This is a genomic window from Ruegeria sp. AD9 (assembly GCF_056542305.1).
The window spans coordinates 25,098-45,210 of sequence record NZ_JBQFZP010000011.1 but is presented as its reverse complement, the minus strand read 5'-3'; the positions used below and the strand labels follow the sequence as shown (position 1 = coordinate 45,210).

Annotated in this window: 20 protein-coding genes and 2 pseudogenes; 8 read left to right on the top strand and 14 right to left on the bottom strand. The window is 55.8% G+C overall.

Features of this window, described 5'->3' with window-relative positions; all coding sequences use genetic code 11:
* Positions 1-4: 4 nt before the first annotated feature.
* From ACR0AM_RS15370 to ACR0AM_RS15355, 4 genes are all read right to left on the bottom strand, one after another.
* Positions 5-745, bottom strand: coding sequence for an amino acid ABC transporter ATP-binding protein (locus tag ACR0AM_RS15370; RefSeq protein ID WP_480623379.1), 741 nt, complete (start codon positions 743-745; stop codon positions 5-7).
* A gap of 12 nt (positions 746-757) precedes the next feature.
* Positions 758-1,831, bottom strand: coding sequence for an amino acid ABC transporter permease (locus ACR0AM_RS15365; RefSeq protein WP_480623378.1), 1,074 nt, complete (start codon positions 1,829-1,831; stop codon positions 758-760).
* A 3-nt stretch (positions 1,832-1,834) separates the two neighbouring features.
* A complete protein-coding gene (locus ACR0AM_RS15360; protein WP_480477874.1) occupies positions 1,835-3,001 on the bottom strand; it encodes an amino acid ABC transporter permease in 1,167 nt (388 codons plus the stop codon).
* Between the two features lie 75 nt (positions 3,002-3,076).
* Positions 3,077-4,120 (bottom strand): transporter substrate-binding domain-containing protein, encoded by a 1,044-nt coding sequence (locus ACR0AM_RS15355; RefSeq protein ID WP_480623377.1) that lies wholly within the window; start codon positions 4,118-4,120, stop codon positions 3,077-3,079.
* A gap of 124 nt (positions 4,121-4,244) precedes the next feature.
* Here ACR0AM_RS15355 and ACR0AM_RS15350 point away from each other — a divergent pair, with 124 nt between their 5' ends.
* Positions 4,245-4,988: a GntR family transcriptional regulator gene (locus ACR0AM_RS15350; RefSeq protein WP_480623376.1), complete on the top strand. Its 744-nt coding sequence runs from the start codon at positions 4,245-4,247 to the stop codon at positions 4,986-4,988.
* 419 nt (positions 4,989-5,407) lie between these two features.
* Here the strand turns inward: ACR0AM_RS15350 and ACR0AM_RS15345 are convergent, their stop codons facing one another.
* From ACR0AM_RS15345 to ACR0AM_RS15320, 6 genes are all read right to left on the bottom strand, one after another.
* Positions 5,408-6,085 (bottom strand): aspartate/glutamate racemase family protein, encoded by a 678-nt coding sequence (locus tag ACR0AM_RS15345; RefSeq protein ID WP_480477880.1) that lies wholly within the window; start codon positions 6,083-6,085, stop codon positions 5,408-5,410.
* 7 nt (positions 6,086-6,092) lie between these two features.
* Positions 6,093-6,815, bottom strand: coding sequence for an ABC transporter ATP-binding protein (locus ACR0AM_RS15340; protein ID WP_480623375.1), 723 nt, complete (start codon positions 6,813-6,815; stop codon positions 6,093-6,095).
* Positions 6,816-6,818: 3 nt separating this feature from the next.
* Complete coding sequence (locus ACR0AM_RS15335) at positions 6,819-7,601, bottom strand: ABC transporter ATP-binding protein (protein ID WP_480623374.1); 783 nt, start codon at positions 7,599-7,601, stop codon at positions 6,819-6,821.
* The gene (locus ACR0AM_RS15330; protein WP_480546035.1) at positions 7,598-8,569 is read right to left on the bottom strand and encodes a branched-chain amino acid ABC transporter permease; all 972 of its coding nucleotides are present in this window, start codon (positions 8,567-8,569) and stop codon (positions 7,598-7,600) included. Before ACR0AM_RS15330 ends, ACR0AM_RS15335 begins: the two co-directional genes overlap by 4 nt.
* A gap of 19 nt (positions 8,570-8,588) precedes the next feature.
* Entirely contained in the window at positions 8,589-9,458 is an 870-nt protein-coding gene (locus ACR0AM_RS15325; RefSeq protein WP_480483595.1) for a branched-chain amino acid ABC transporter permease, read from the bottom strand.
* 97 nt (positions 9,459-9,555) lie between these two features.
* Positions 9,556-10,743 (bottom strand): ABC transporter substrate-binding protein, encoded by a 1,188-nt coding sequence (locus tag ACR0AM_RS15320; protein WP_480623373.1) that lies wholly within the window; start codon positions 10,741-10,743, stop codon positions 9,556-9,558.
* A gap of 229 nt (positions 10,744-10,972) precedes the next feature.
* Between ACR0AM_RS15320 and ACR0AM_RS15315 the strand changes: the two genes are divergently transcribed.
* Entirely contained in the window at positions 10,973-11,683 is a 711-nt protein-coding gene (locus tag ACR0AM_RS15315; protein ID WP_480623372.1) for a GntR family transcriptional regulator, read from the top strand.
* 79 nt (positions 11,684-11,762) lie between these two features.
* Positions 11,763-12,788, top strand: a pseudogene (locus ACR0AM_RS15310) (IS110 family RNA-guided transposase).
* A 492-nt stretch (positions 12,789-13,280) separates the two neighbouring features.
* Here ACR0AM_RS15310 and ACR0AM_RS15305 read toward each other — a convergent pair.
* Together ACR0AM_RS15305 and ACR0AM_RS15300 are read right to left on the bottom strand one after the other, a co-directional pair.
* Positions 13,281-14,006 carry an SDR family NAD(P)-dependent oxidoreductase gene (locus ACR0AM_RS15305; protein WP_480623371.1) on the bottom strand — a complete coding sequence of 242 codons (726 nt, stop codon included), beginning with the start codon at positions 14,004-14,006 and terminating at the stop codon, positions 13,281-13,283.
* Positions 14,003-14,773: a DUF1365 domain-containing protein gene (locus tag ACR0AM_RS15300; protein ID WP_480520755.1), complete on the bottom strand. Its 771-nt coding sequence runs from the start codon at positions 14,771-14,773 to the stop codon at positions 14,003-14,005. Before ACR0AM_RS15300 ends, ACR0AM_RS15305 begins: the two co-directional genes overlap by 4 nt.
* A gap of 127 nt (positions 14,774-14,900) precedes the next feature.
* Between ACR0AM_RS15300 and ACR0AM_RS15295 the strand changes: the two genes are divergently transcribed.
* From ACR0AM_RS15295 to ACR0AM_RS15275, 5 genes and pseudogenes are all read left to right on the top strand, one after another.
* Positions 14,901-16,244, top strand: coding sequence for an NAD(P)/FAD-dependent oxidoreductase (locus ACR0AM_RS15295; RefSeq protein ID WP_480623370.1), 1,344 nt, complete (start codon positions 14,901-14,903; stop codon positions 16,242-16,244).
* Positions 16,245-16,272: 28 nt separating this feature from the next.
* Positions 16,273-16,689: pseudogene (locus tag ACR0AM_RS15290) on the top strand (class I SAM-dependent methyltransferase); the annotation flags it as partial.
* Entirely contained in the window at positions 16,682-17,176 is a 495-nt protein-coding gene (locus ACR0AM_RS15285; protein ID WP_480520759.1) for a hypothetical protein, read from the top strand. The pseudogene ACR0AM_RS15290 and the gene ACR0AM_RS15285, both read left to right, overlap by 8 nt.
* Positions 17,176-18,402: an MFS transporter gene (locus ACR0AM_RS15280; protein WP_480623369.1), complete on the top strand. Its 1,227-nt coding sequence runs from the start codon at positions 17,176-17,178 to the stop codon at positions 18,400-18,402. Before ACR0AM_RS15285 ends, ACR0AM_RS15280 begins: the two co-directional genes overlap by 1 nt.
* Positions 18,399-18,959, top strand: a complete 561-nt coding sequence (locus ACR0AM_RS15275) for a DUF3833 domain-containing protein (RefSeq protein WP_480623368.1) — start codon at positions 18,399-18,401, stop codon at positions 18,957-18,959. The genes ACR0AM_RS15280 and ACR0AM_RS15275 overlap by 4 nt, the downstream gene beginning before the upstream one ends.
* A 441-nt stretch (positions 18,960-19,400) precedes the next feature.
* Here ACR0AM_RS15275 and ACR0AM_RS15270 read toward each other — a convergent pair whose 3' ends face one another.
* On the bottom strand, positions 19,401-19,577 hold the full coding sequence (locus tag ACR0AM_RS15270; protein ID WP_480555809.1) for a MerR family transcriptional regulator: 177 nt from the start codon (positions 19,575-19,577) through the stop codon (positions 19,401-19,403).
* Positions 19,578-19,815: 238 nt separating this feature from the next.
* Entirely contained in the window at positions 19,816-20,010 is a 195-nt protein-coding gene (locus ACR0AM_RS15265; RefSeq protein ID WP_480623367.1) for a hypothetical protein, read from the bottom strand.
* Positions 20,011-20,113: the final 103 nt, after the last annotated feature.

The following is a 20,113-nucleotide window of genomic DNA, read 5'->3' as shown; positions in this document are numbered from 1 at the left end:
ATGATCAGTGACCGAGGACCTGACCAAGAAAGGTTTTAGTGCGTTCGCTTTTTGGGTTCTCGAAAAACTCGCCAGGCGGGCCCTGTTCGATGATTTCGCCCTCCGCCATGAAGATCACCCGATCCGCCACCTGACGTGCGAATCCCATCTCATGCGTCACGCAGACCATGGTCATGCCCTCCTCGGCCAGTCCGACCATCACATCCAGCACCTCGGAAATCATCTCGGGATCCAGCGCCGAAGTCGGCTCGTCGAACAGCATGATCTCAGGCGCCATGCACAGGGCGCGGGCGATGGCCACGCGCTGCTGCTGGCCACCCGAAAGCTCGCCGGGATATTTGTGCGCCTGTTCTGGAATCTTGACCCGCTCCAGATAGGACATGGCAATTTGCTCGGCCTCTTCGCGGGACTTTTTGCGCACAAGCGTCGGAGCCAGCGTGCAGTTTTCAAGAATGGTCATGTGCGGGAACAGATTGAAGTTCTGAAATACCATTCCCGCCTCGCGCCGGATTTCGTCGATGTTGTCGACATTGTCATCCAACGGAATGCCGTTAACTTCTATGGTTCCAGCCTGATGTTCTTCAAGCCGGTTGATGCAGCGGATCAGGGTGGATTTTCCCGACCCCGACGGGCCGCAAATGACCACTTTCTCACCCCGACCAACGTCAAGATCGATGTCCTTCAGCGCGTGAAAGCCGCCATAGAACTTGTTCATGGCACGGATCGAGATGGCTTGCTCAGACATGTGATTTCCTCCTCAACGGCTGCCAACGCTCATGCGGCGTTCCAGATAGGCGCCATAGCGGGACAGTGAGAACACGAAGACAAAGAAGATGAGGCCGACAAACACGTACATTTCGATCGTCGCAAAGCTCCAGTCGGCGGTACCAGCGGCGGCACGGCCCGAGGCCAAGATATCGAAGAAGCCGATAATGGTGACCAGCGAGGTTTCCTTGAACGTGATGACGAACTGGTTGATCGTCGGCGGCAATGCGTTGCGAAAGGCCTGCGGCAGCACGATGTACCCGATCCGGTGCCAGTAGCCCATGCCAAGCGCCTTGGCGGCCTCTTCCTGACCAGCCGGAATAGCCTGCATGCCGCCACGTATGATCTCGGCTTGATAGCAAGCAAAGAATATCGCGTAGCCAACGATCACGCGGTACAGCTTGTCACCGATCGCCCAGCCCGGCAGCACGAATGGCAAGACGATGGCGAAGGTGAACATGATCGACAGCAGCGGCAAGGACCGGATGACGTCGATCACCAGCGCCATGGTTTTGGCGATCCAAGGCAGTTCAGACCTACGCAGCAGGGCAAAAACAATCGACAACGGCATGCCCATCAAGCAGACGGCGGAAAATATGAACACCGTCAGGGATAGCCCGCCCCAGTCACGCTCGACCACGGGTGTCAGGCCAAAGACACCACCGCGCATCAGAATGTAAAAGGCTCCGAACCCGACGACCCACAAAATCGGCAGGCGCATTGCATTCCAGAACACCGGAACACAGGACAGGATCGCGACTACCAGCATGACGATACAGGCAAGCGCCGAACGCCACTGTTCCTCGAACGGGTAGAGGCCGAACAGCACGATCCGCCAGCGCGTCGCAACAAAGGACCAGCAGGCCCCATGCTCGTGCGCGCGGCACTCCTCGTTCTTGCCATAGCCCCAGATCGCCTCGAGAACCGCCCAGTTGAAAAGGTTCCACAAAACCCAGGCGGTGAATGCTGCAAGAAGAACGGTGATCGCGCTATTCAGTGGGGTCGCAAAATAGTGTTTCTTGATCTTGCCGAACGCAGGCGTGTTTGGAATTGAAAGATCGGTCATCATTCAGATCCTCAGCTGCGTACCCTTGAGCTTGATCGCATCATTCACGCGATTCAAAACCCAGGCCATCGAATAGTTGATGATCAGAAAACCACCCATCAGTATCGCGATCAGTTCCAGCGTCTGCCCCGACTGATTGATCGCAGTGCTGATCACCATGAAGAAGTCGGTGAAGCTGATAGCGATACCAATCGTAGTCGCCTTGAACAGCCAGACATACTGGTTGATCAGCGTTGGCATCACGATGCGGATGGCCAACGGAAGGCGGATGCGGCTGAAAATGTACCACGAGGACAGACCTAGGGCGCGTCCAGCCTCAGACTGACCTTTCGGAATGGCATTGAAGCCGGCCCGAACGATTTCAGCAATGTAGGCTGCGCCGTAAATCGCGATGGCAATGAGACAGGCCATCAGTTCCGGTGAAACGCGGATTCCACCGCGGAAATTCAAACCGGCTGCTTCGGGAACACTTACCAAGGGCGTCTCGGGAATGCGCCCTAGCCACATCGCTGTAATGGCCGCAACCAGAGCCGCAGACCACAGCAGTTTTCTCTCCTTACTGGCTTTTCGCAAATGCAAATCCGGCCAGCGCTTGGCCCCCAGCCACAGCGCTGCCGCAAACGCGGCGACGATGACCAGAACGGAGACAAAAACAGAAGCACCAGTGACATTGAGCCCCGGAATATAGATGCCGCGCCCTGTCAGGGCGATACCGCCCAGCATCGGTTCTGCATTTCGGGGGCTGGGCAGAGACAAAAGCAGCGTGTACCAGAACAACAGCTGCAGGATTAGGGGCGCATTACGGAACAGCTCGACAAATGTGGTGCCGACCAGCTCGGCCATTCCGTTGCCCGATGTCCGCATGACCCCTACCGCGACACCCATGATCGTGGCGATCGGCAGGGCAATAGCGCCAAGGAACAGGGAATTGAGGATTCCGACCAGAATTGCCCGCGCATAGGTCGAGTTCGTGCTGTAGTCGATCAGAGAAAAGCTGATACGCCAGCCTGTGGCCCGTTCAAGAAACCCGAACCCCGAAGTCATTCCCTGCGCCTCGAGATTGGCGCGGCCAACCAGCACCATGACAATCAGCATTGACGCAATTCCGCCTACAAATGCGAATTGCAGTCCGGTATCCCGGAACTTTCTGCTTTTGATGAGTGATTGCATCGGCTTATCCCCCAAGCGGCAACCTGACCTGAGCCGGGCGCAATCCAAAGGCTGCGCCCGGTAGGCATCGACGTATTAGTCGATGATCATCGGATAGAAGACACCGCCCGCGTTATAGAGATTGTTGATCCCACGCGGCAGGTTATAGGGAGAGCCAGATCCGATGTTGCGGTCGTAGATTTCGGCAAAGTTGCCGACCTCTTTGATCATGTTGTACGCCCAGTCATCCGACAGACCCAGGCGCGCACCATATCCCGGGTTTACTCCCAGAAATGTACCAACCGTCGCTGAAGGCGGGTTGGCGCGCATGTCGTCGATGTTCTCCGACGTGATTCCTTCCATTTCGGCGAACCACAGCGAGGACAGCATCCAGTTCTGGACGTCCAGCCAATCCGGGTCGCCTTCCGGGACAATGATGCCTTCCGCCTCCAGTGCGATCACATCCGGCAGGATGACATGAGCATCCGCGCCGTCCGGCGCATCGACACGCCCTGCGGCAAGGCTGGGCGCCCATTCGATAATACTGTCGCAGCGGCCCTCATAATAGGAATTGCGTAGTTCGTCGCCATTCTCGAAAGTCAGCAATTCGGCGTCGATCTGATGCGTGTCGAGATAAGTTGCAGTGGCGCGCTCGGTCGAAGTACCGGCAGCAACACAAATGGACCCTCCGGCCAGATCCGCCATCGTCTTGGCGCCGAGATCCGTGCGCGTCATTGCCTGAAACGCACCAATGAAATACGGGCGGCTATAGGCCAGGTTGAGCTCCGTGTCCCGGCTTTGGGTCCAACCGGACACCTTGATGACAACGTCAATGTCACCGGATTGCAGAGACGGCCAACGCTGGGCCCAGCTTATCGGAACAATCTCAAGGTTACCTTCGGACGTTCCAAACAGACCTGCCGCAAGTGCCTTGCACAAATCGATGTCCACACCGCGCCAGTTCCCCTGATCGTCAACCTCGGCAAATCCAAGAAACGAACCGTTGTGGCCGCTACACAGAAGCGAACCGCGTTCGAGGACTGTGTTCAGACGGCTGTCTTCAGCGACCTGCGCATGCGCCATCTGAGACGCAGCAACAACCGCCACCGCTGATGATGCAATAGCCTTGGCAAATTTCATTTTCACCTCCCTGTGTCGACATTTTGTCTGCATGATTTCTGTCGACACGATGGCGACATGTCAATAAAAACTTAGTCGAAGCCGAACTACTTGACCCAGGCACTTCATTAGGGACTAAGAAAAAATGGTTGATTCACAGCAACTTCCTCAACGGCACGCAAAGGGTCGTGGATCGAAGTTTGTCTATGGCGAACTCAAGAGGGAGATTCTGACACTCGAGCTAAAGCCGGGATCGCCACTGGATGAAACCAGCTTGTCGGAACGATTCGCCATGTCGCGCTCACCCGTGCGCGAAGCGCTGGTTCGGTTGTCCGCCGAAGGTTTGGTAGTGATGCTGTCGAACCGCTCAACCCTGGTTGCACCAATCGACTTTGAAGGCTTTCCCCGCTATGTCGAAGCCCTGGATTTTCTACAGCGGATCAACACGCGTCTGGCGGCGCAAAACCGGACCGAGGACGAAATCCAGAATATGACGAAAAAGGCCCAGGCCTTTGATCGCGCCTGCGCCGAAAACAACTATCTAGAGATGTCGGCGACGAACTACGACTTTCACATGGTGATCGCCACAGCAGGTAGAAACCCTTACCTCGGACGTGCCTATGGTCAGCTTCTTTCGGAAGGACGGCGCATATTGCACATGCATTTTGATTATCTAGCGGAATCGGCGACCGAACATCTTCTGAGCCCGGATCACTACGACATGATTGACGCTATTCGCGACAGGGATGTGCCGGAGGCTGATAGACTGGCTCACGTCCACACGAGGCATTTCCACGACCGGTTTGTTATGTTCATGAGCGCCAATTATAGCGAAGACTTTGACTTTGATCTTTCCACGCGCAAAGGATCGATGGGTTCCGGCACCTAAATTGGGCACTGTCGCAAAGTATTGAGCAAGCCGAACTTTTTCAGCGATCTTACAAGGATTGGTTTGGTGCTTAGTCACGGCATCTTGTGGAGCGGATTCTGCAAATGTGGGCGAAGCTGATCGGGGGTGTTATCCAAAGGCAAGAGTGGTTGCCATTGGAAGACAACGACAATCGCATACTCCCTCAAGATAAAATTGGTTGATGGCATCTTGTCGCTACCGTCTGCCGCTTACTCTAAATCGCGACAGCCTTTGGTTTAAACTCAAGCTCCGAGTTCAGTATTGTGCTGAAAGCCTGCGACCACCGTATTTCTGCTTCGACGGCATGCATGACAAGTCGCTCCAGCGACGACGTGGTCCCAAAGCTCCTATCCGATTCCAAAGAATTTATCACACCATCAAACTCTGGGAACAAGCACCTAGGAATAGGAACAAAGTTTCGAAGTCGTGAGCTTGGCTTTGACCAAAGCTTCGGCAAAGGTAACGGCACAGGCAACGCCATCGACAACGGGTAGTTTGAATTCTTCCGATAGGTGCGCCATGAGGTCGGTCATTCCCGCACAGCCCAAAACAATTGCTTCCGCTCTATCCTCCTCAATTGCGGCGCGAATTTCGACCCTTATTTTGTCGATGGTCGCCGGATCGTTTTCCTCAAGCTTCAGAACCGGTACATCCGATGCCCGAACCCGAACACATCTGCGATCCAAACCGTAGCGCAGCAAATTTGCTTCCAATCCTGCGAGAGACCGGGACAAGGTTGTAATTACACTGAATTTTGGGCTTATCATGGAGGCCGCGTGGTAGGCCGCTTCCCCGACGCCGATGACCGGCGCCGAAGTTATACAGCGCACAGCGTCGACTCCGGTGTCGTCGAAACACGCCACAACAATGGCGTCCACGTCCGGGTGTGCCTTCACCACATCCAGCAGACCCGGAACGCAGGTCGAAACATCCAGATACCCCTGAATACTGGCCGGGCCATCTTGCGAGTTCACTGCTATGATCTCGGTCTCGGGATGTGCACAAGCGTGCGCCGCTTTCGCAATCTTACGGGTCATGGAACTTGTAGTGTTGGGATTGACGACCAGCAGTTTCACAACATACTCACACTTCCCCGCCCAGATAGGCGGCTTTGATACGTGGATCGGTCAAAAGCTCTTTGGAATTGCCGGAGATCACCACACTTCCTGTGGTTAGTGCATAGGCACGGTGCGATATCGACAGCGCCATGCGCGAGTTCTGTTCCACCAGCAGTACAGACACACCTTCGTCCCGGTTGATAGCCACAATAGACCGCGCAATGTCCTGCACCAGTTTGGGCGCAATTCCCAACGACGGTTCATCCAGCAACAGCAGGCGTGGCTTAGCCATCAGAGCGCGCCCGATCACCATCATCTGCTGCTCGCCACCCGACAAGGTTCCTGCCGACTGGCTGTAGCGCTCTTTCAGACGCGGAAACCGTTCCAGAACCGAATCCAGAGTGCGTTGAACATCCGCTTTGTCTGAGCGGGTAAACGCCCCCATCAGAAGATTGTCTTTTACCGACATGTACGGGAAGACGCGCCGCCCTTCTGGAACCATTGCGATGCCTTTCGAGACAATCTCGGCCGGGTTGGTTCCGGCGATATCTTCACCTTCAAACGCCACCGATCCGGATTTGATTTTCGCCAGCCCGGTAATCGCCCGCAGGATCGAGCTTTTGCCTGCCCCATTGGCGCCGATCAGAGCAACTGTTTCGCCTTGCTCAAGATCAATTGATACCCCTTTAAGGGCATAGACGTGATCGTAGTAAAGCTCGACATCCTTGAAATCTAACATCTTGGTCATGGCTCAGATCCCAATCTCGTCGTCGGCGCTGCCCAGATAGGCTTCGATAACTTTTTCGTTGTTCTGGATTTCTACCGGTGTGCCCTCGGCGATCATCTCACCGAAGTTCAGCACGACAATCCGGTCCGAGATATTCATCACCGCCGGCATGTCATGTTCCACCAGCAGAACGGTCACCCCCCGGTCATCGCGCACCTTGCGCACCAGATTGACCATTTTCATGGTCTCGTCGTGGTTCATCCCGGCGAAGGGTTCATCCAGCAGCAACACCTTGGGATCGGTTGCAAGACCAATCGCGATCCCCAACGCCCGCAAGTTTCCCTGCGGCAGGTTTGAGGCCTGTTCGTTGGCGATCTCGGTCATTCCGAGGAAATCGATTAGATCGTCGGCATATTGCCCGAAACTGTCGACATCCTCATGCGCCGTTTTTGTGCCCCAGAAATACCCGGCCAGCGAGGCACGGGCCCGTAAGTGCTGCGCGACGATGATGCTTTCGCGCACTGTCATGGATTTGAAGATCGTCGTTTCTTGAAACGTACGGACAACGCCTTTGCGCGCCACTGCGTGTGGTTTCAGGTTTGAAATCCTCTCACCCTTGAACAGCACCTCTCCGGTCGTGGTCGGCAGAAAGGACGAAATCATCTTGAACAGCGTGCTTTTACCCGCACCGTTCGGTCCGATCACCGACAGGATCTCGTTCTCATTGACGTTGAACGAAATGTTGCTGTTCGCGGTTAGGCCACCAAATTTCTTGGTGACGTGGCGGATTTCCAGAAGATGGCTCATTTGTCCTCTCCTTTCTTGCCGGGCAGACGCAGGCTGAGCAGCCCGTTGGGCAGGAACAGCATCAGGATGATCAGCAAGCTGGAATAGGCCAGCAGTTGGAAGCGACCCAATTCGAACAACAGGTCCCAGCCAAAATACAGAACCAGCGTGCCCAGCATTGGGCCAAACACATATCCCAGACCACCGAGGAAGCAGTTCAGCATGAAGTTCACACTGTCGGCGACCTGAAAGCTGGACGGATAAACCGATTGCGCAATCGATCCGAACATCGCGCCGCCAATGCCGCCCAGAAAGGACGAGATGGCAAAGACGATGACCCGGATATACGAGATGTTCACACCGATGGAGCTGGCCAGTTCCTCATTCTGCTGCATCGAGCGACAAAGGTGGCCAAGGCGCGAATTCACCAGCCGGTACATGGCGGCAAAGGTCAGGACCATCAGAACGCAGGCCGTGTAGTAGAAGGCCAGCCTTGGGTTCTCCAGCGTTCCGAAATCGGGTATCAGAGGGATACCAAGGATCGACACCCCACCCGGAAGAGGGATCGAGGTGATGCCCTTGGCACCATTGGTGACGGGCAGGGCCAGCGCAGTCAAGGTGACGACCTGTGTCAGCACCAGTGAGATCATTGCAAAATACACACCCCGCAGCCGCAGGATCGGCAGACCGATCAGAACCGCCACACCAGCTGCAAAGAGGCCCGCAAGCGGCAGGGACAGCCAGAACGAAATGCCAGCCTTGGTCACCAGAATGGCCGAGACATAAGCTCCGATCAGGGCAAAAGCGCCCTGCCCGATGTTAATGCGGCCGATATAGAAAGTAAGCCAGACACCGGCACTGGCGATCGACAGCAGTGCCACCGATGTCAGCGTGTAGTACAGGTCAGACCGTCCGGACGCGGCGACAAAGCCGGGAACCGCGATGAAGATGGCCAGCAGGAAGACCGCCACACCGGCCCATTGAATCATTGATAGTTTTGGCACTGCGTTATCCCCACGGTTTGCCCATCAGGCCCTGCGGGCGGATGGCCAGGAAAATCATCAGTGAGACGAAGATCAACAGGTAAGTGATATCGCCATATTGAGACAGGACAGCCAGACCGATGGCTTCCATGAAACCAAGGATAATTCCGCCCGCGATTGCACCGGAAATCACGCCTGCACCGCCGATCATCACCATCATGAATGCTTTGATCGAGGTTGGCCCGCCCATGCCTAGATTGACGCCTGTGATGGTCACCAGCAATCCTCCGACCAATCCGGCCAGCATCGCGCCCAAGGCAAACCCAATCATGGAGTACCGGGCAACATTGACGCCCATCAGTTGGGCAGCGGTTCTGTCCTGCGCCAGCGCACGCAGGGCGCGGCCAGTTTTGGAATATTGCATAAACAGGATGAAAGTGACGATCGACAGGATAGCCAGCACGCAGATCAAAATACGGTCATATGGCATGATCAACTTGAAATCCCAGTTGAAGACTCCGTTGACGATCTTGGGCACACCGCGCTGTTTTTCTCCAAAGACCAGCAGAATGACCGCGTCAAACAGAAACGCCAGTCCCGCTGCCAACAGCATTGTGCTTTCTTCGCGCGACGATCGTCGTATGACTGGGGCGAACAGAAACCGTTCTATCAGCGCCCCAAGCACGGCCAGAGTGATACAGGACGCCAGCAGCGCAAGGATGAAAGGCCAGCCAAGTTGTCCGTAGAAGGTGTAGGTCACAAAGCCGCCGAGAACGTACATCTGTCCATGAGCAAAATTCAGTACGTTCATCAGGGCAAAGATCAGCGTCAAACCTAAGGCGATCATCGCATATTGCGCGCCCAGGTAGATGCCGTTTGCTAGTATCTGTTCCATGATAGTCCCGCGTTGGGTTCGGGTTTCCCGGGCCGATCATCAGCCCGGGAGTTTGAGTGGCTCGTTAGGCTTTCGCCTTGTCTTGGGGAGTTCCGCCTCAGTCTACTTCAGCGACAAAGAGTGTTTCAAACTCTCCGTCTTGGTAGACATTCACTACCAGCGGGACCGCAATCTGACGTTTTTGTCCGAAGGAGGTTGTTCCGACATAGCGCATCACGGCGTCACCCTTCATGAAGGGGTTCGGTGCTTCGAACGTGTCCATCGTGGTCTGAAACGCCTTGACGTCGTCAATACCCGCCGGGTTGGCGTTCAAAGTCGCCAGAATATACTCCAGCGCATAGACCTTGGTATTCGATTCATCGTTATATTCGCCGAACATATCGGTGTAACGCTTGACGAATTCCTTCATGTCGTCCGATGCGATTTCAGGTGTAGATGCACCGCCGACCGAGATGAACCCGTTGGCCAGATCGCCCGCACCTTCGCGCAGAACCGTCGCATCCTGCGCAGTCTCGGTCGAGATGATGCCCTGATACCCCAGTTCGCGCGCAGACCGGATCAACTGAGGTGCATTGGCCGGGGAGACGCCGGACAGAACCAGAAGATCAGGCTGCGTGCGCATTACAGGCGTCAGAACCGGGGTAAAATCAGTCGTGTCCACCTGATAGGTTACGTTGTCAGAAACAACTTCCAGACCCAGCGCATTTGCTGCCGCGATACCGCCGTCGCGCTGGCTTAGCGGGTCGGACTCGTTTGCCGCAACAAAGGCCACGGTCTTCACGCCTTTTTCGTCGCGCAGGTATTCGTAAATCGCCGGGTCGGACTGATAGTTCGCGACCATGCCCAGAACCGCGTTTGACGCGGGCGCTGTATAAAGCTCTTTCGGAAAGGCATATGGGAAATACATGATCCCTTGAGCCTCGGCCACAGGGCGCACGGCGGCAGCGCCGTCATCCACATTCGGACCAACCACATAGTGGATGCCTTCCTGTGCCATCTTCTCCATGCCCGCGATTGCGCGCTTGGGGTCTTTCTGGTCATCGAACGAGACGATTTCGATATCGTAAGTGGTATCACCGATCTTGTAGCCGCCGGATTCATTGATCCAGTCAGCGCGTGCTTCCATCGAGCGCTGGTTCGAGATGCCCCAGGCCGCTGCCGGACCTGAAGTCACACCAACAAAGCCAATCTTGAGAACCGGGTTTTCCGCCCAGGCGGTGGAGCCCAGAACGGATATGGCCAGCGCCAGGGCCGCCGATGATTTCATCAGATTTCTGCGTTTCATTTTTTCCTCCCTATTGAGGTTCGGGCGCCTCTTTCGGGCGCTTGCAAAGGTCATTGAGTCACAGGTCGAATCCCGGTGATGCTGCCAAACTCAACATTGTTAACAATCTATGTCAAAATTTTTTAATGAATGGCAGTGTTGATATTGTGAACAAATACTCAATATATTGTCAGTCAGAAGCCGTGCGTCTAAGAAAAACGCACAAGAATTCCAGTCGAATTGAAACCAGATGACAGACGCACAACAAATACTCGACACCGTCCAATCTGATCCGGATGAGCAATTGATCGTTGATCGAATTTATTCCGCCGTAATGAAACAAAAGCTGGCTCCACGAACCAAATTGAGTGAACAAACCTTATGTGAGACCTTTGGCGTTGGTCGCATGCGCGTCCGCCGCGCATTGTTGTTGTTAAGTAGCCAAGGCATTGTTGAACTTCATTCCAACCGCGGTGCATTCATTGCTTGCCCAAGCCCCGAAGAAGCCCGAGACGTGTTTGAGGCCCGCTTGATGATCGAAACCGGTATCGTTCGGGATTTGACGCGAGAAATTAGCAACGCGGGGGTCAAAGCGTTGCGGCTTCATATCAAAAAGGAAGATGAGGCTAGGGCAAGGAACGACCAAACAGAAATTATCAGGCTCTCTGGTGAATTTCATGTCGAGTTAGCTAAATGCCACAACAACGCAGTTCTCACTCGCGTCGTCAGGGAACTGGTGACCCGGTCTTCTCTGATCGTGGCGCTGTTTGGAACCAACAAGGACTCATCTTGCCCCGATGATGAGCACGCGTCGATCATCAATGCGATCGCGAGTGGTGACCCGCAATCTGCGGTAGACAGCATCCAACACCACCTTCTTCACGTTAAAAACAGCCTGGATCTGAAAAAAACCCAAAAGGTTGAACCTGATCTGGCTAAGATACTCACCGGACGCATGTAATTGGTTCTGAAGGTGTAGACGCCCCCGCTGGCCTCGATGTGCAATTGTGGGTTTGCAAACAACCTGAATGGAGGCGTCTATGGGAGAGATTAGCATGATTGGCCTGGATTTGGCGAAGAACGTTTTCCAGGTGCACGGAGCGGATGGATCAGGTTATCCTGTTCTTCGGAAGAAATTGCTCAGGGGTCAGGTCCTTGAGTTCTTCGCAAAGCTGCCGCGTTGCGTGGTTGTAATGGAGGCCTGTGCCAGTGCGCATTATTGGGCGCGCAAGATCAGTCGCTTGAGTCACGAAGTCAAGCTGATCCATCCGGCCTACGTGAATCCATTCGTCAAATGTCAAAAGAACGATACGGCCGATGCGGAAGCGATCTGTGAAGCTGCAAGCCGACCAACGATGCGCTTTGTTGCCGTGAAGAGTGAAGAGACCCAGGCGTCCGCGATGGTTCTTCGGGCTCGCTAGCTGTTGGTTCGGCAGCGCACGCAATTGATCAATGCTGTGCGAGGTCACCTTGGAGAGCTCGGTCAGGTGGCCCTGCAGGGTGCCTGCAACATTCGCAAGCTGATTGCTTTGGTGGATGCTGGTGATAGCGCGATCCCGAATGTGGCCCGGGAGTGCCTTGAAAGGCTGATCAGCATGCTGGGCCAACTGGACGGTCAGATCAAAGAACTGGATGCCGAGATTGCCCGCCGCGCGCGGTCAAACGAGATGGCACGCCGCTTGATGACGGTGCCTGGAATTGGCCCGCTCATCGCAACTGCGCTGGTTGCCTTGGCCCCGCCGCCGGAAACGTTCCGCCGTGGTCGGGATTTCGCCGCCTGGCTCGGGCTGGTTCCAAGACAGCATTCAACAGGGGGAAAACAGCGCCTCGGGACGACAACAAAAATGGGAGAACGTTCGCTCAGGCGATTATTAATCATCGGCGCTAACAGCGTTGTCATGTGGCGTGCTCGAACCAGAATGGGAACGGATCCCTGGCTTGCCCGCATGATCGAACGCAAGCCGCCACTGCTGGTTCGGGTGGCCCTTGCGAACAAGATGGCGAGGATCGTTTGGGCCTTGATGAGCACAGGGGAAGTCTACCGGGCTCCGGCCGCCAACGCGTAAAGCGTCTGCGGCTGCGAGGCGGCGGAAACGGAAGAGGACAATGGACGGTATGGCATAAGGATCGTGAGACCGGGTCGGGAAAACCAGCTTGCGACAGAGTGCTTCGAGCACGTGGTTTTGAATTGGACCGGATCCGCTAACACCATAGGGGCCAGCGGCATGTGCAAAGGCCGCGTAACAGGCCGAACACATGTCAGTACCCGAACCGATGCTAAAGACCGATCAAATTACCTCTTGCGTTTTGGGCGTCTACACGTGTCACAAACTCCGTCCGAACAGGATCGTTGAACTAAAAGGGCATTCTGGCCGGGCCTTTCTGAAAACGTGCCGCCGAAGGAATCCGAGCGATCCGTGCAACACGGTCGCTTCCCGGCACGCGACCAGCCCGTAACTAAGGACAATAACCTGTTCGTCGTGGCAGGGCACCGCCAACAATCTGGGGCTGCTGAAAACTCGGCAGCCCCATCGTTTCGGAACAAGTTGGAAACGGCGTTACTTCCCGCGATAAACCAGCCAGTCCGGCAGAATTGCGAGCGCGCGGATCACCCAGGAAAACGGCGCCGGGAAATCCGTGCGGAAACGGCGCCTTGTCATGGCCTTCAACACACGGGTCGCGGCATCTTCGGGCGTCATCAACATGGGCATGCGGAATTTGTTTTTCAGGGTCAGGCGGGTCTTGATGAAACCGGGATTGACCAGTCGCACCAAAACTCCACTGTTTCTAAGATCAAATCGCATGGTTTCGGCAAGGCTGACCAATGCAGCCTTGCTGGCGCCATATCCGATCGCGGCGGGAAGACCGCGATACCCCGCCAGCGATCCGATCAGGGTAATGTCGCCCCGATCCTGCGCAACCATCCTTGGCACCACTTCGCCCAGGACACGCATCGCCCCGGTGAAATTGACATCCACCATGGTCAACGCGGTTTCGCTGTCCCACTCTGTTGTGCCCATGGGTTCGTAGGCGCCGACATTATAAATCACACCGTCCACATCACCCGCCGCCTGCGCCGCGCGACGCACGGAGTCGCCATCGGTCACGTCCAGCGCAAGCACGGTTGCACTGGTCAACTCGGCATTCAGGGTATTAAGTCGCTCGCGATTACGCGCCGACAAGATCAGGTGCGCACCTTCTGCGTCCAGTCGCTTCGCCAGGGCTCGCCCCAATCCTTCGCTAGCTCCGATGAGCCAATATGTCTTGTTTAGGAAATCGGTCATTTGCCGACGTCACCTAACGGCTGGCTTTCGCTTATAAGAGCCGCGGGCGCAGGGCGTTTCCGAAGAAACGGCGCGCGTTTCAGATACAGGATCGCCGCCTGCCAATGTATCAGCGCCAAAACCCGCACCGCACCCAAGGGTCGGCGGACGGCGGCCCAAAGGAGCGACCTGTTTGTTGCCGCACGCCGCTCTCCGGATAGCGTAGCCAGAACGCCCTGGTCTTCATTTTCAAAGGAAATGCGAATGTCGATCCGTGTGTCACTGAAGCCGAAATTGAACCGGTAGTGACCTGCAATTCTCTGAAACGGAGACACGTGCATGAGTTTCTCGGCAACCAGAGTGTCACTACGTGCGATCGGGCGAAATCCTTCGTGTGCGCAAAAATAGCAATGTCGCTGGCCGAAGGTGCTGTTAACCTCGGCAACAAAGGCCCTCGGGGTGCCATCAACCAGCGCAATCCAAAAGCTGACCGGGTTGAAATGAAACCAAAGGAAGCTTGGCTGGGTCAGAAGCAAAAGTTGTGCGTCCTTGGTTCGAAACCCACGCTCTTGCAGAACCTGCTTGAACCACGCCAACCCGCGCCCGTCACCCCGTGTTCCGCCATGCTGACGATCCCACAGCGACCATAGATTGAACCGGTTTCGCGACAACAGCCAAGGCGCCTTAACACCAAGATCGGTCAACACAAAATCGACGCCGTAGCTGAAGGTGTTCTTCAGCTTTCCGCGTCGGGCATGCAGGGTTTGGGCCTGAATATGTTCCAGCATCATGTGTTCTATACGCGGCCGCGCGGCTCATGGATCAGAACGCGTTGAAAACTATTCTCGTGCTTTTCTGATCCAATTTGACCGGCGCCGCGTAACAGCCTCATAACGTTGTAAAGATGAGGACGGCATGTTCGATCAGATTCACGGCCCAAGAAAGAAAATCGCAATTGTCGGCGGTGGTATATCGGGCCTCTCGTCCGCCTATTATCTGGCGCCCTACCATGACGTCACCCTGTTTGAAGCATCCCCGCGTCTAGGCGGGCATGCCCGAACCGTGATGGCGGGCAAGAACGGCGACCAACCGGTCGACACCGGTTTCATCGTGTTCAACTACGTAACCTATCCCTACCTGACGCGGCTGTTCCGTGATCTCGACGTTCCGGTGATCAAGAGCGTGATGAGTTTCGGCGCCAGCATCAATGATGGCTGGCTGGAATACGGTCTGAACAACGTGGGATCGATCACTGCGCAAAAACGCAACCTGCTGCGACCGCAGTTTTACAAGATGATTGCGGACATCATTCGCTTTGGAAAGCGTGCCGAGGCTGCCGCTACGGATGACAACAAGACCATTGGTGAACTGGTCGAGGAGCTGGGCCTCGGCAATTGGTTCCGCAACAACTACCTGATGCCGATGTGCGGAGCGATCTGGTCAACCCCGGTTGAAGATATAGACCAATTCCCGGCGAAATCGCTGGTACAATTTTTCCGCAACCACGCACTTTTAGCCGGCTCTGGCGAACATCAGTGGTGGACGGTGAAAGGTGGCAGCATCGAATATGTCCGCCGGCTGGAATCCGCGCTTCTGGCTCGCGGCTGCGTCATTCGCACCGATGCACCGGTTCGGCATGTCCAGCGCGACGCGCATGAAGTGCGCATCTTTGCTGACAAGGGCCTATCGGCTTCTTTTGACGAGATCATCATGGCTTGCCATTCGGACCAGGCCCTCCAGATCTTGGGGCAAGACGCGACACACGCCGAAGCCGCCGCTCTTGGCAACATCCGTTATCAACCCAATATGGCTGTTCTGCATTGTGATGAAAATCAGATGCCCCGGCGGCGCGCCTGCTGGTCGAGCTGGGCGTACCGGTCGCAGGATGGCGACATCGGCCTCACTTATTGGATGAACAGGCTGCAGAATATCCCTGAATCCGATCCCCTGTTCGTCACCCTGAACCCGTCGACCGAGATCCCTCAGGACAAAGTTTATGACGTAGCGAACTTCGCCCACCCGATGTTTGACAAGGCAGCGCTCAAGGCACAGCGCGACATTCGGGAAATGCAGGGACGCAACCGGACATGGTTTGCCGGAGCATGGAACCGGCACGGGTTTCACGAGGACGGTATCGCCAGTGCAATGCGCGTCGTGCGCGCCCTGAATGAACGTCACCTAATCACAGGAATGGAAAATGCGCTTAATCAACAAGGCTCTGAAATCGAATTTTCTATCGACCTGCGAGCGACTGCATGACGGGCAGCTGATCCTGCGCACCCCCGAGGGCGAGCGCTACTGGCCCAGCTACTTTGCAACGCTCAAGCGCAGCTTGGCCGAGGGTGGGCGCGTGTTGTTGCAAGCGATCACCGTCAAAGACAGCTTTTTTGACACATACAAGTCCTCGTCCGATTACATCCGCCAATACGTTTTCCCTGGCGGCATGCTGCTGTCGGACCGTGTTATCGAGGCCCAAGCCAGTAACGCTGGATTCACAGCTTGCGACAGCTTTGCTTTCGGGCAGGATTATGCCCGAACCTGTCGGAACTGGGCCAATAACCTTACCGCGCAAAAGCGTCGCGTTTCGGAACTGGGATATGGCGAGAGCTTCTTCCGCAACTGGCAGTACTATCTCGAGATCTGTGCCGCGTCCTTTGCCGTGGGGCATACCAATGTCGTTCAAGTGGAGATGGCCCATGCGTAGTTTTGTCTTTGCTTTTGCCTTGCTCGCGTCGCCCACGGGTACGCAGGCGTCCGCAATCAAATCTGTGCTGCCCGATGCCGAAACGCGCGGCACGGCAACTTTTCGTTATATAGGCCTCCCGCTCTACGAAGCTCAGCTCTTCACCAAGTCCGGAGCACCTCTGGACTGGAGCAAGGATTTCGGGCTCGAGCTGAAATACCTCCGCAACCTGACAGAACTTGATCTGGTCGAAGCCACCATGCGCGAACTGAGCCGTACCGGGGCCACCCTGCCGGCGCGCGGCCAGTTGGAAATGTGTTTCAACGATGTACGCAAGGGTGACCGCTATGTCGCCATCTCCAAGGGGCCAAACCAAATCGGGTTCTGGCACAATGGAAAACGGGTTTGCACGCTAAGCCATCCTAGGATCAAGAACAGGTTCATGTCGATCTTTCTTGGCGAAAACACACGTTCGGAATCCTTCACCCGGAAACTGAAGGGCGAGTGATGCTTTACCCGCGTGTCAGCCTCTATGCGCTGATGCTGGCCGCGGCTGGCATTCCGCTTTACATCCACTTGCCGAGGTTTGCTTCGGTCGAGCTTGGCATCGGGCTGGGGGCAATTGGCACGATCCTGTTGGTCATCCGGCTGGTCGATCTTGTTCAGGACCCACTGATTGGCTGGGCAATCGACCGCTGGCCACGGGCACAAATCCTGTTTGCCAGCGCCGCGGCGCTTGGGCTGGCCATCGGCTTTCCATTGCTATTCACCGCTCAACCGGGGCCAAACGCGATGCCACGTCTGGTGGCAGTCCTTGTTCTGCTCTTCTCGGCCTACAGCCTTGGCATGATCCTGCTCTATGGACGCAGCGCCACTTTGGCAGCCAAACCGACGCCACGCTCTCTGATGACGCTGGCGGCGTTTCGTGAGGGTGGCATGCTGGCTGGCGTGGTGATTGCTGCCATTGCACCGGCTTTCCTTGTCACCCTTGGGGCCACCGGTCAGGGATACGAAGCGTTTGGCCTGTTTCTTGGAGCGCTGGCCCTTGTCGTTGCCGTGATCACCCTGCCGATCTGGCGTCGCGAACCCATCGAAGGCGACCGTATGTCCCTTGGTGGGCTACGCCAAACTGGCGCTCTGAGACTTCTCGTGTTGGCACTGGTCAACAGCCTACCTGTTGCCATTACCTCGACATTGTTTCTTTTTTTCGTGGAAGACCGCTTACAACTGCCGGGCAAAGCCGGCCCCTTGTTGATCCTGTTCTTTCTCAGCGCAGGTTTCAGCGTGCCGCTATGGGCCCGTCTGAGCCAAAGAATGGGCTCGAAAGCCACGCTGTTGGTCGCCATGCCCTTGGCAATCCTCGGCTTTGTCGGGGCCGCGTTCCTAGCACCCGGCAGTCAGGTTGGCTTTGCCGTGATCTGCCTGGCATCCGGCGCCGCCCTGGGGGCCGATATGGTTATCCTTCCGGCTATGTTTTCGGTGGCGCTGACCCGGGCGGGTCTAAAGGCATCGTTAGCTTTTGGCATCTGGTCCTTTGCGGGCAAACTTGGCCTTGCTGTGGCCGCTTTCGCTGTTCTGCCCGTGCTGGAAAGCAGTGGCTTTAGACCCGGCGCGTCAAACAGCACTGAGGCCCTGAATACATTGAACATCTCTTATGCCGTCCTTCCCTGCATCCTGAAACTTGGCGCCTTGGCGCTTGTCCTGGCGCTTCCTACGGAGAACCCAACCCAATGAAACTCCTTACTGCCCTGCTCATTCTTGCCGCTCTGGTCATGGCGGCAAAGTCCATGTTTCTCAGTTTTCGCGCACAAACCCCGTCAGACTATGCCGATACAAGCCCTGCCTTTTCGCTCAAAACCCACCTGAGCGGTGAAATCCTCTCCGAAGGTCTGATTTATGGCCCAACCGGAAAGATGACGAACAGCTTCGTTGCCAGAATGGTCGGTGAATGGGACGGCGACACTGGTACGCTGAGCGAAGAGTTCACCTATTCAAACGGCAAAAAGCAAAGTCGCAAATGGTTCCTGAAGCTCAGCGACGGCAACACGTTCACCGCCACCGCCGACGACATCGTCGGCGAGGCACGTGGCGTCGTTTCTGGGTCAACAATCAAGATGGAGTACCAGATCATTCTGCCGGAAGACGCGGGCGGTCACACGCTGACATCAACCGACTGGCTTTACCTAACTGAAAACGGAGTCATCATGAACAAGTCCGAGATGCGCAAATTCGGCATCAAGGTGGCCGAGTTGATCGCGACCATGCGCCCGGACCACGAAGCACGACGCTGAACCGGGATGGGACCCGAACAGAAGGACCTGCCCTGATGAACAATATCTACCCATTCTTGCGATGACAGTTGCACTGGCGTCTGTTGTGTTTGCGCCGTCTCCGTTGATGACAAGTGAATTCGCAGGCTACCGACCCGAACAGTTTCCTGTCACCATGGACTTCTGGCCGGATCAACCCTCGGGGTGGGGCTTTGGCATCTGGGGTGTGATCTGTATTGTCTGACGTTAGCGCTAATGGGACAGTTTAGGTTGATTTGATAAGAGAGGGTTTCTGGCACATCGTAACCACCAAGGAGTGGAGATGAGACAGACACCCGGAATCAAGCAGAGCCATGGCGAGATGGTCGTCAAGTCGCCGCCTATGCGCCAACAGGACAGCTTTGCGCTCAGGGACCTTGCCGTCGCCAGATGCGTAGAGCTCTGCAAAAGATCGCATTTCCGTCAAAGGCACTCCTGTCGAGCGAAGTGACGCCAATAACTCCAACCAATCGACATCTGTCTTCTTGAACCTGCGTTTGCCATCCGAGCCGCGTTGGATGAAGGGCATAGCCCCGATTTCTCATGGAAGCGAATTGTCGAGATGCTGAGCCCGGTGAGTCCGGCAACTTCTGAAATCATCATACTATCAGACCCTTTCGCCCAGGCTCCTACAGTCCTGAAGCTACTTCAGGTCAAGCGTCTTTTATAGAGCTTCTCAGCAATCGGCTTTCGACGACAGTGCAGCATAGGATAAATAGGACTCTCAACTTCCATTAGATTGGTCGCCGCATGCCCTACTGCCAGATGGTAGCGCTCAGGCAAAAAGGCCAGTTGCAAACAAATCAGGCGTTCGCCAACTGCCCGCAATGGGTTTCTTTCAACGTGCCCTGTCCGGCGTGTCTTCCGGTTCACGTGCAATCAGGGCTTCGATCTGCCGCATGACAGGTTCCGGCAACGCACCGTGCGAGAGAGCTTCCACAAGTCCTTCGATCTGTTCGACGGTGCGAGCGCCTGGAAGCCAGATCGTTTTCATCGGCACGAAGGGCGAATTGGACGGCGAATGGCTGTCCATCACGGCAGTTGGAGCATCATGGCTACCCTTGCCGCGTTTGGTGTGGCGCTGTTCAGCGCGCGCGATTTGCTGGTGGCCACCACGTCACCGTCCTGACCCGCAA

Coding starts and splice junctions, on each gene's coding strand:
- ACR0AM_RS15370 (WP_480623379.1), bottom strand. CDS start 745: ATGTCTGAGCAAGCCATCTCGATCCGTGCCATGAACAAGTTCTATGGC.
- ACR0AM_RS15365 (WP_480623378.1), bottom strand. CDS start 1,831: ATGACCGATCTTTCAATTCCAAACACGCCTGCGTTCGGCAAGATCAAG.
- ACR0AM_RS15360 (WP_480477874.1), bottom strand. CDS start 3,001: ATGCAATCACTCATCAAAAGCAGAAAGTTCCGGGATACCGGACTGCAA.
- ACR0AM_RS15355 (WP_480623377.1), bottom strand. CDS start 4,120: ATGAAATTTGCCAAGGCTATTGCATCATCAGCGGTGGCGGTTGTTGCT.
- ACR0AM_RS15350 (WP_480623376.1), top strand. CDS start 4,245: ATGGTTGATTCACAGCAACTTCCTCAACGGCACGCAAAGGGTCGTGGA.
- ACR0AM_RS15340 (WP_480623375.1), bottom strand. CDS start 6,815: ATGACCAAGATGTTAGATTTCAAGGATGTCGAGCTTTACTACGATCAC.
- ACR0AM_RS15335 (WP_480623374.1), bottom strand. CDS start 7,601: ATGAGCCATCTTCTGGAAATCCGCCACGTCACCAAGAAATTTGGTGGC.
- ACR0AM_RS15330 (WP_480546035.1), bottom strand. CDS start 8,569: ATGATTCAATGGGCCGGTGTGGCGGTCTTCCTGCTGGCCATCTTCATC.
- ACR0AM_RS15325 (WP_480483595.1), bottom strand. CDS start 9,458: ATGGAACAGATACTAGCAAACGGCATCTACCTGGGCGCGCAATATGCG.
- ACR0AM_RS15320 (WP_480623373.1), bottom strand. CDS start 10,743: ATGAAACGCAGAAATCTGATGAAATCATCGGCGGCCCTGGCGCTGGCC.
- ACR0AM_RS15315 (WP_480623372.1), top strand. CDS start 10,973: ATGACAGACGCACAACAAATACTCGACACCGTCCAATCTGATCCGGAT.
- ACR0AM_RS15305 (WP_480623371.1), bottom strand. CDS start 14,006: ATGACCGATTTCCTAAACAAGACATATTGGCTCATCGGAGCTAGCGAA.
- ACR0AM_RS15300 (WP_480520755.1), bottom strand. CDS start 14,773: ATGCTGGAACATATTCAGGCCCAAACCCTGCATGCCCGACGCGGAAAG.
- ACR0AM_RS15295 (WP_480623370.1), top strand. CDS start 14,901: ATGTTCGATCAGATTCACGGCCCAAGAAAGAAAATCGCAATTGTCGGC.
- ACR0AM_RS15285 (WP_480520759.1), top strand. CDS start 16,682: ATGCGTAGTTTTGTCTTTGCTTTTGCCTTGCTCGCGTCGCCCACGGGT.
- ACR0AM_RS15280 (WP_480623369.1), top strand. CDS start 17,176: ATGCTTTACCCGCGTGTCAGCCTCTATGCGCTGATGCTGGCCGCGGCT.
- ACR0AM_RS15275 (WP_480623368.1), top strand. CDS start 18,399: ATGAAACTCCTTACTGCCCTGCTCATTCTTGCCGCTCTGGTCATGGCG.
- ACR0AM_RS15270 (WP_480555809.1), bottom strand. CDS start 19,577: ATGATTTCAGAAGTTGCCGGACTCACCGGGCTCAGCATCTCGACAATT.
- ACR0AM_RS15265 (WP_480623367.1), bottom strand. CDS start 20,010: ATGGACAGCCATTCGCCGTCCAATTCGCCCTTCGTGCCGATGAAAACG.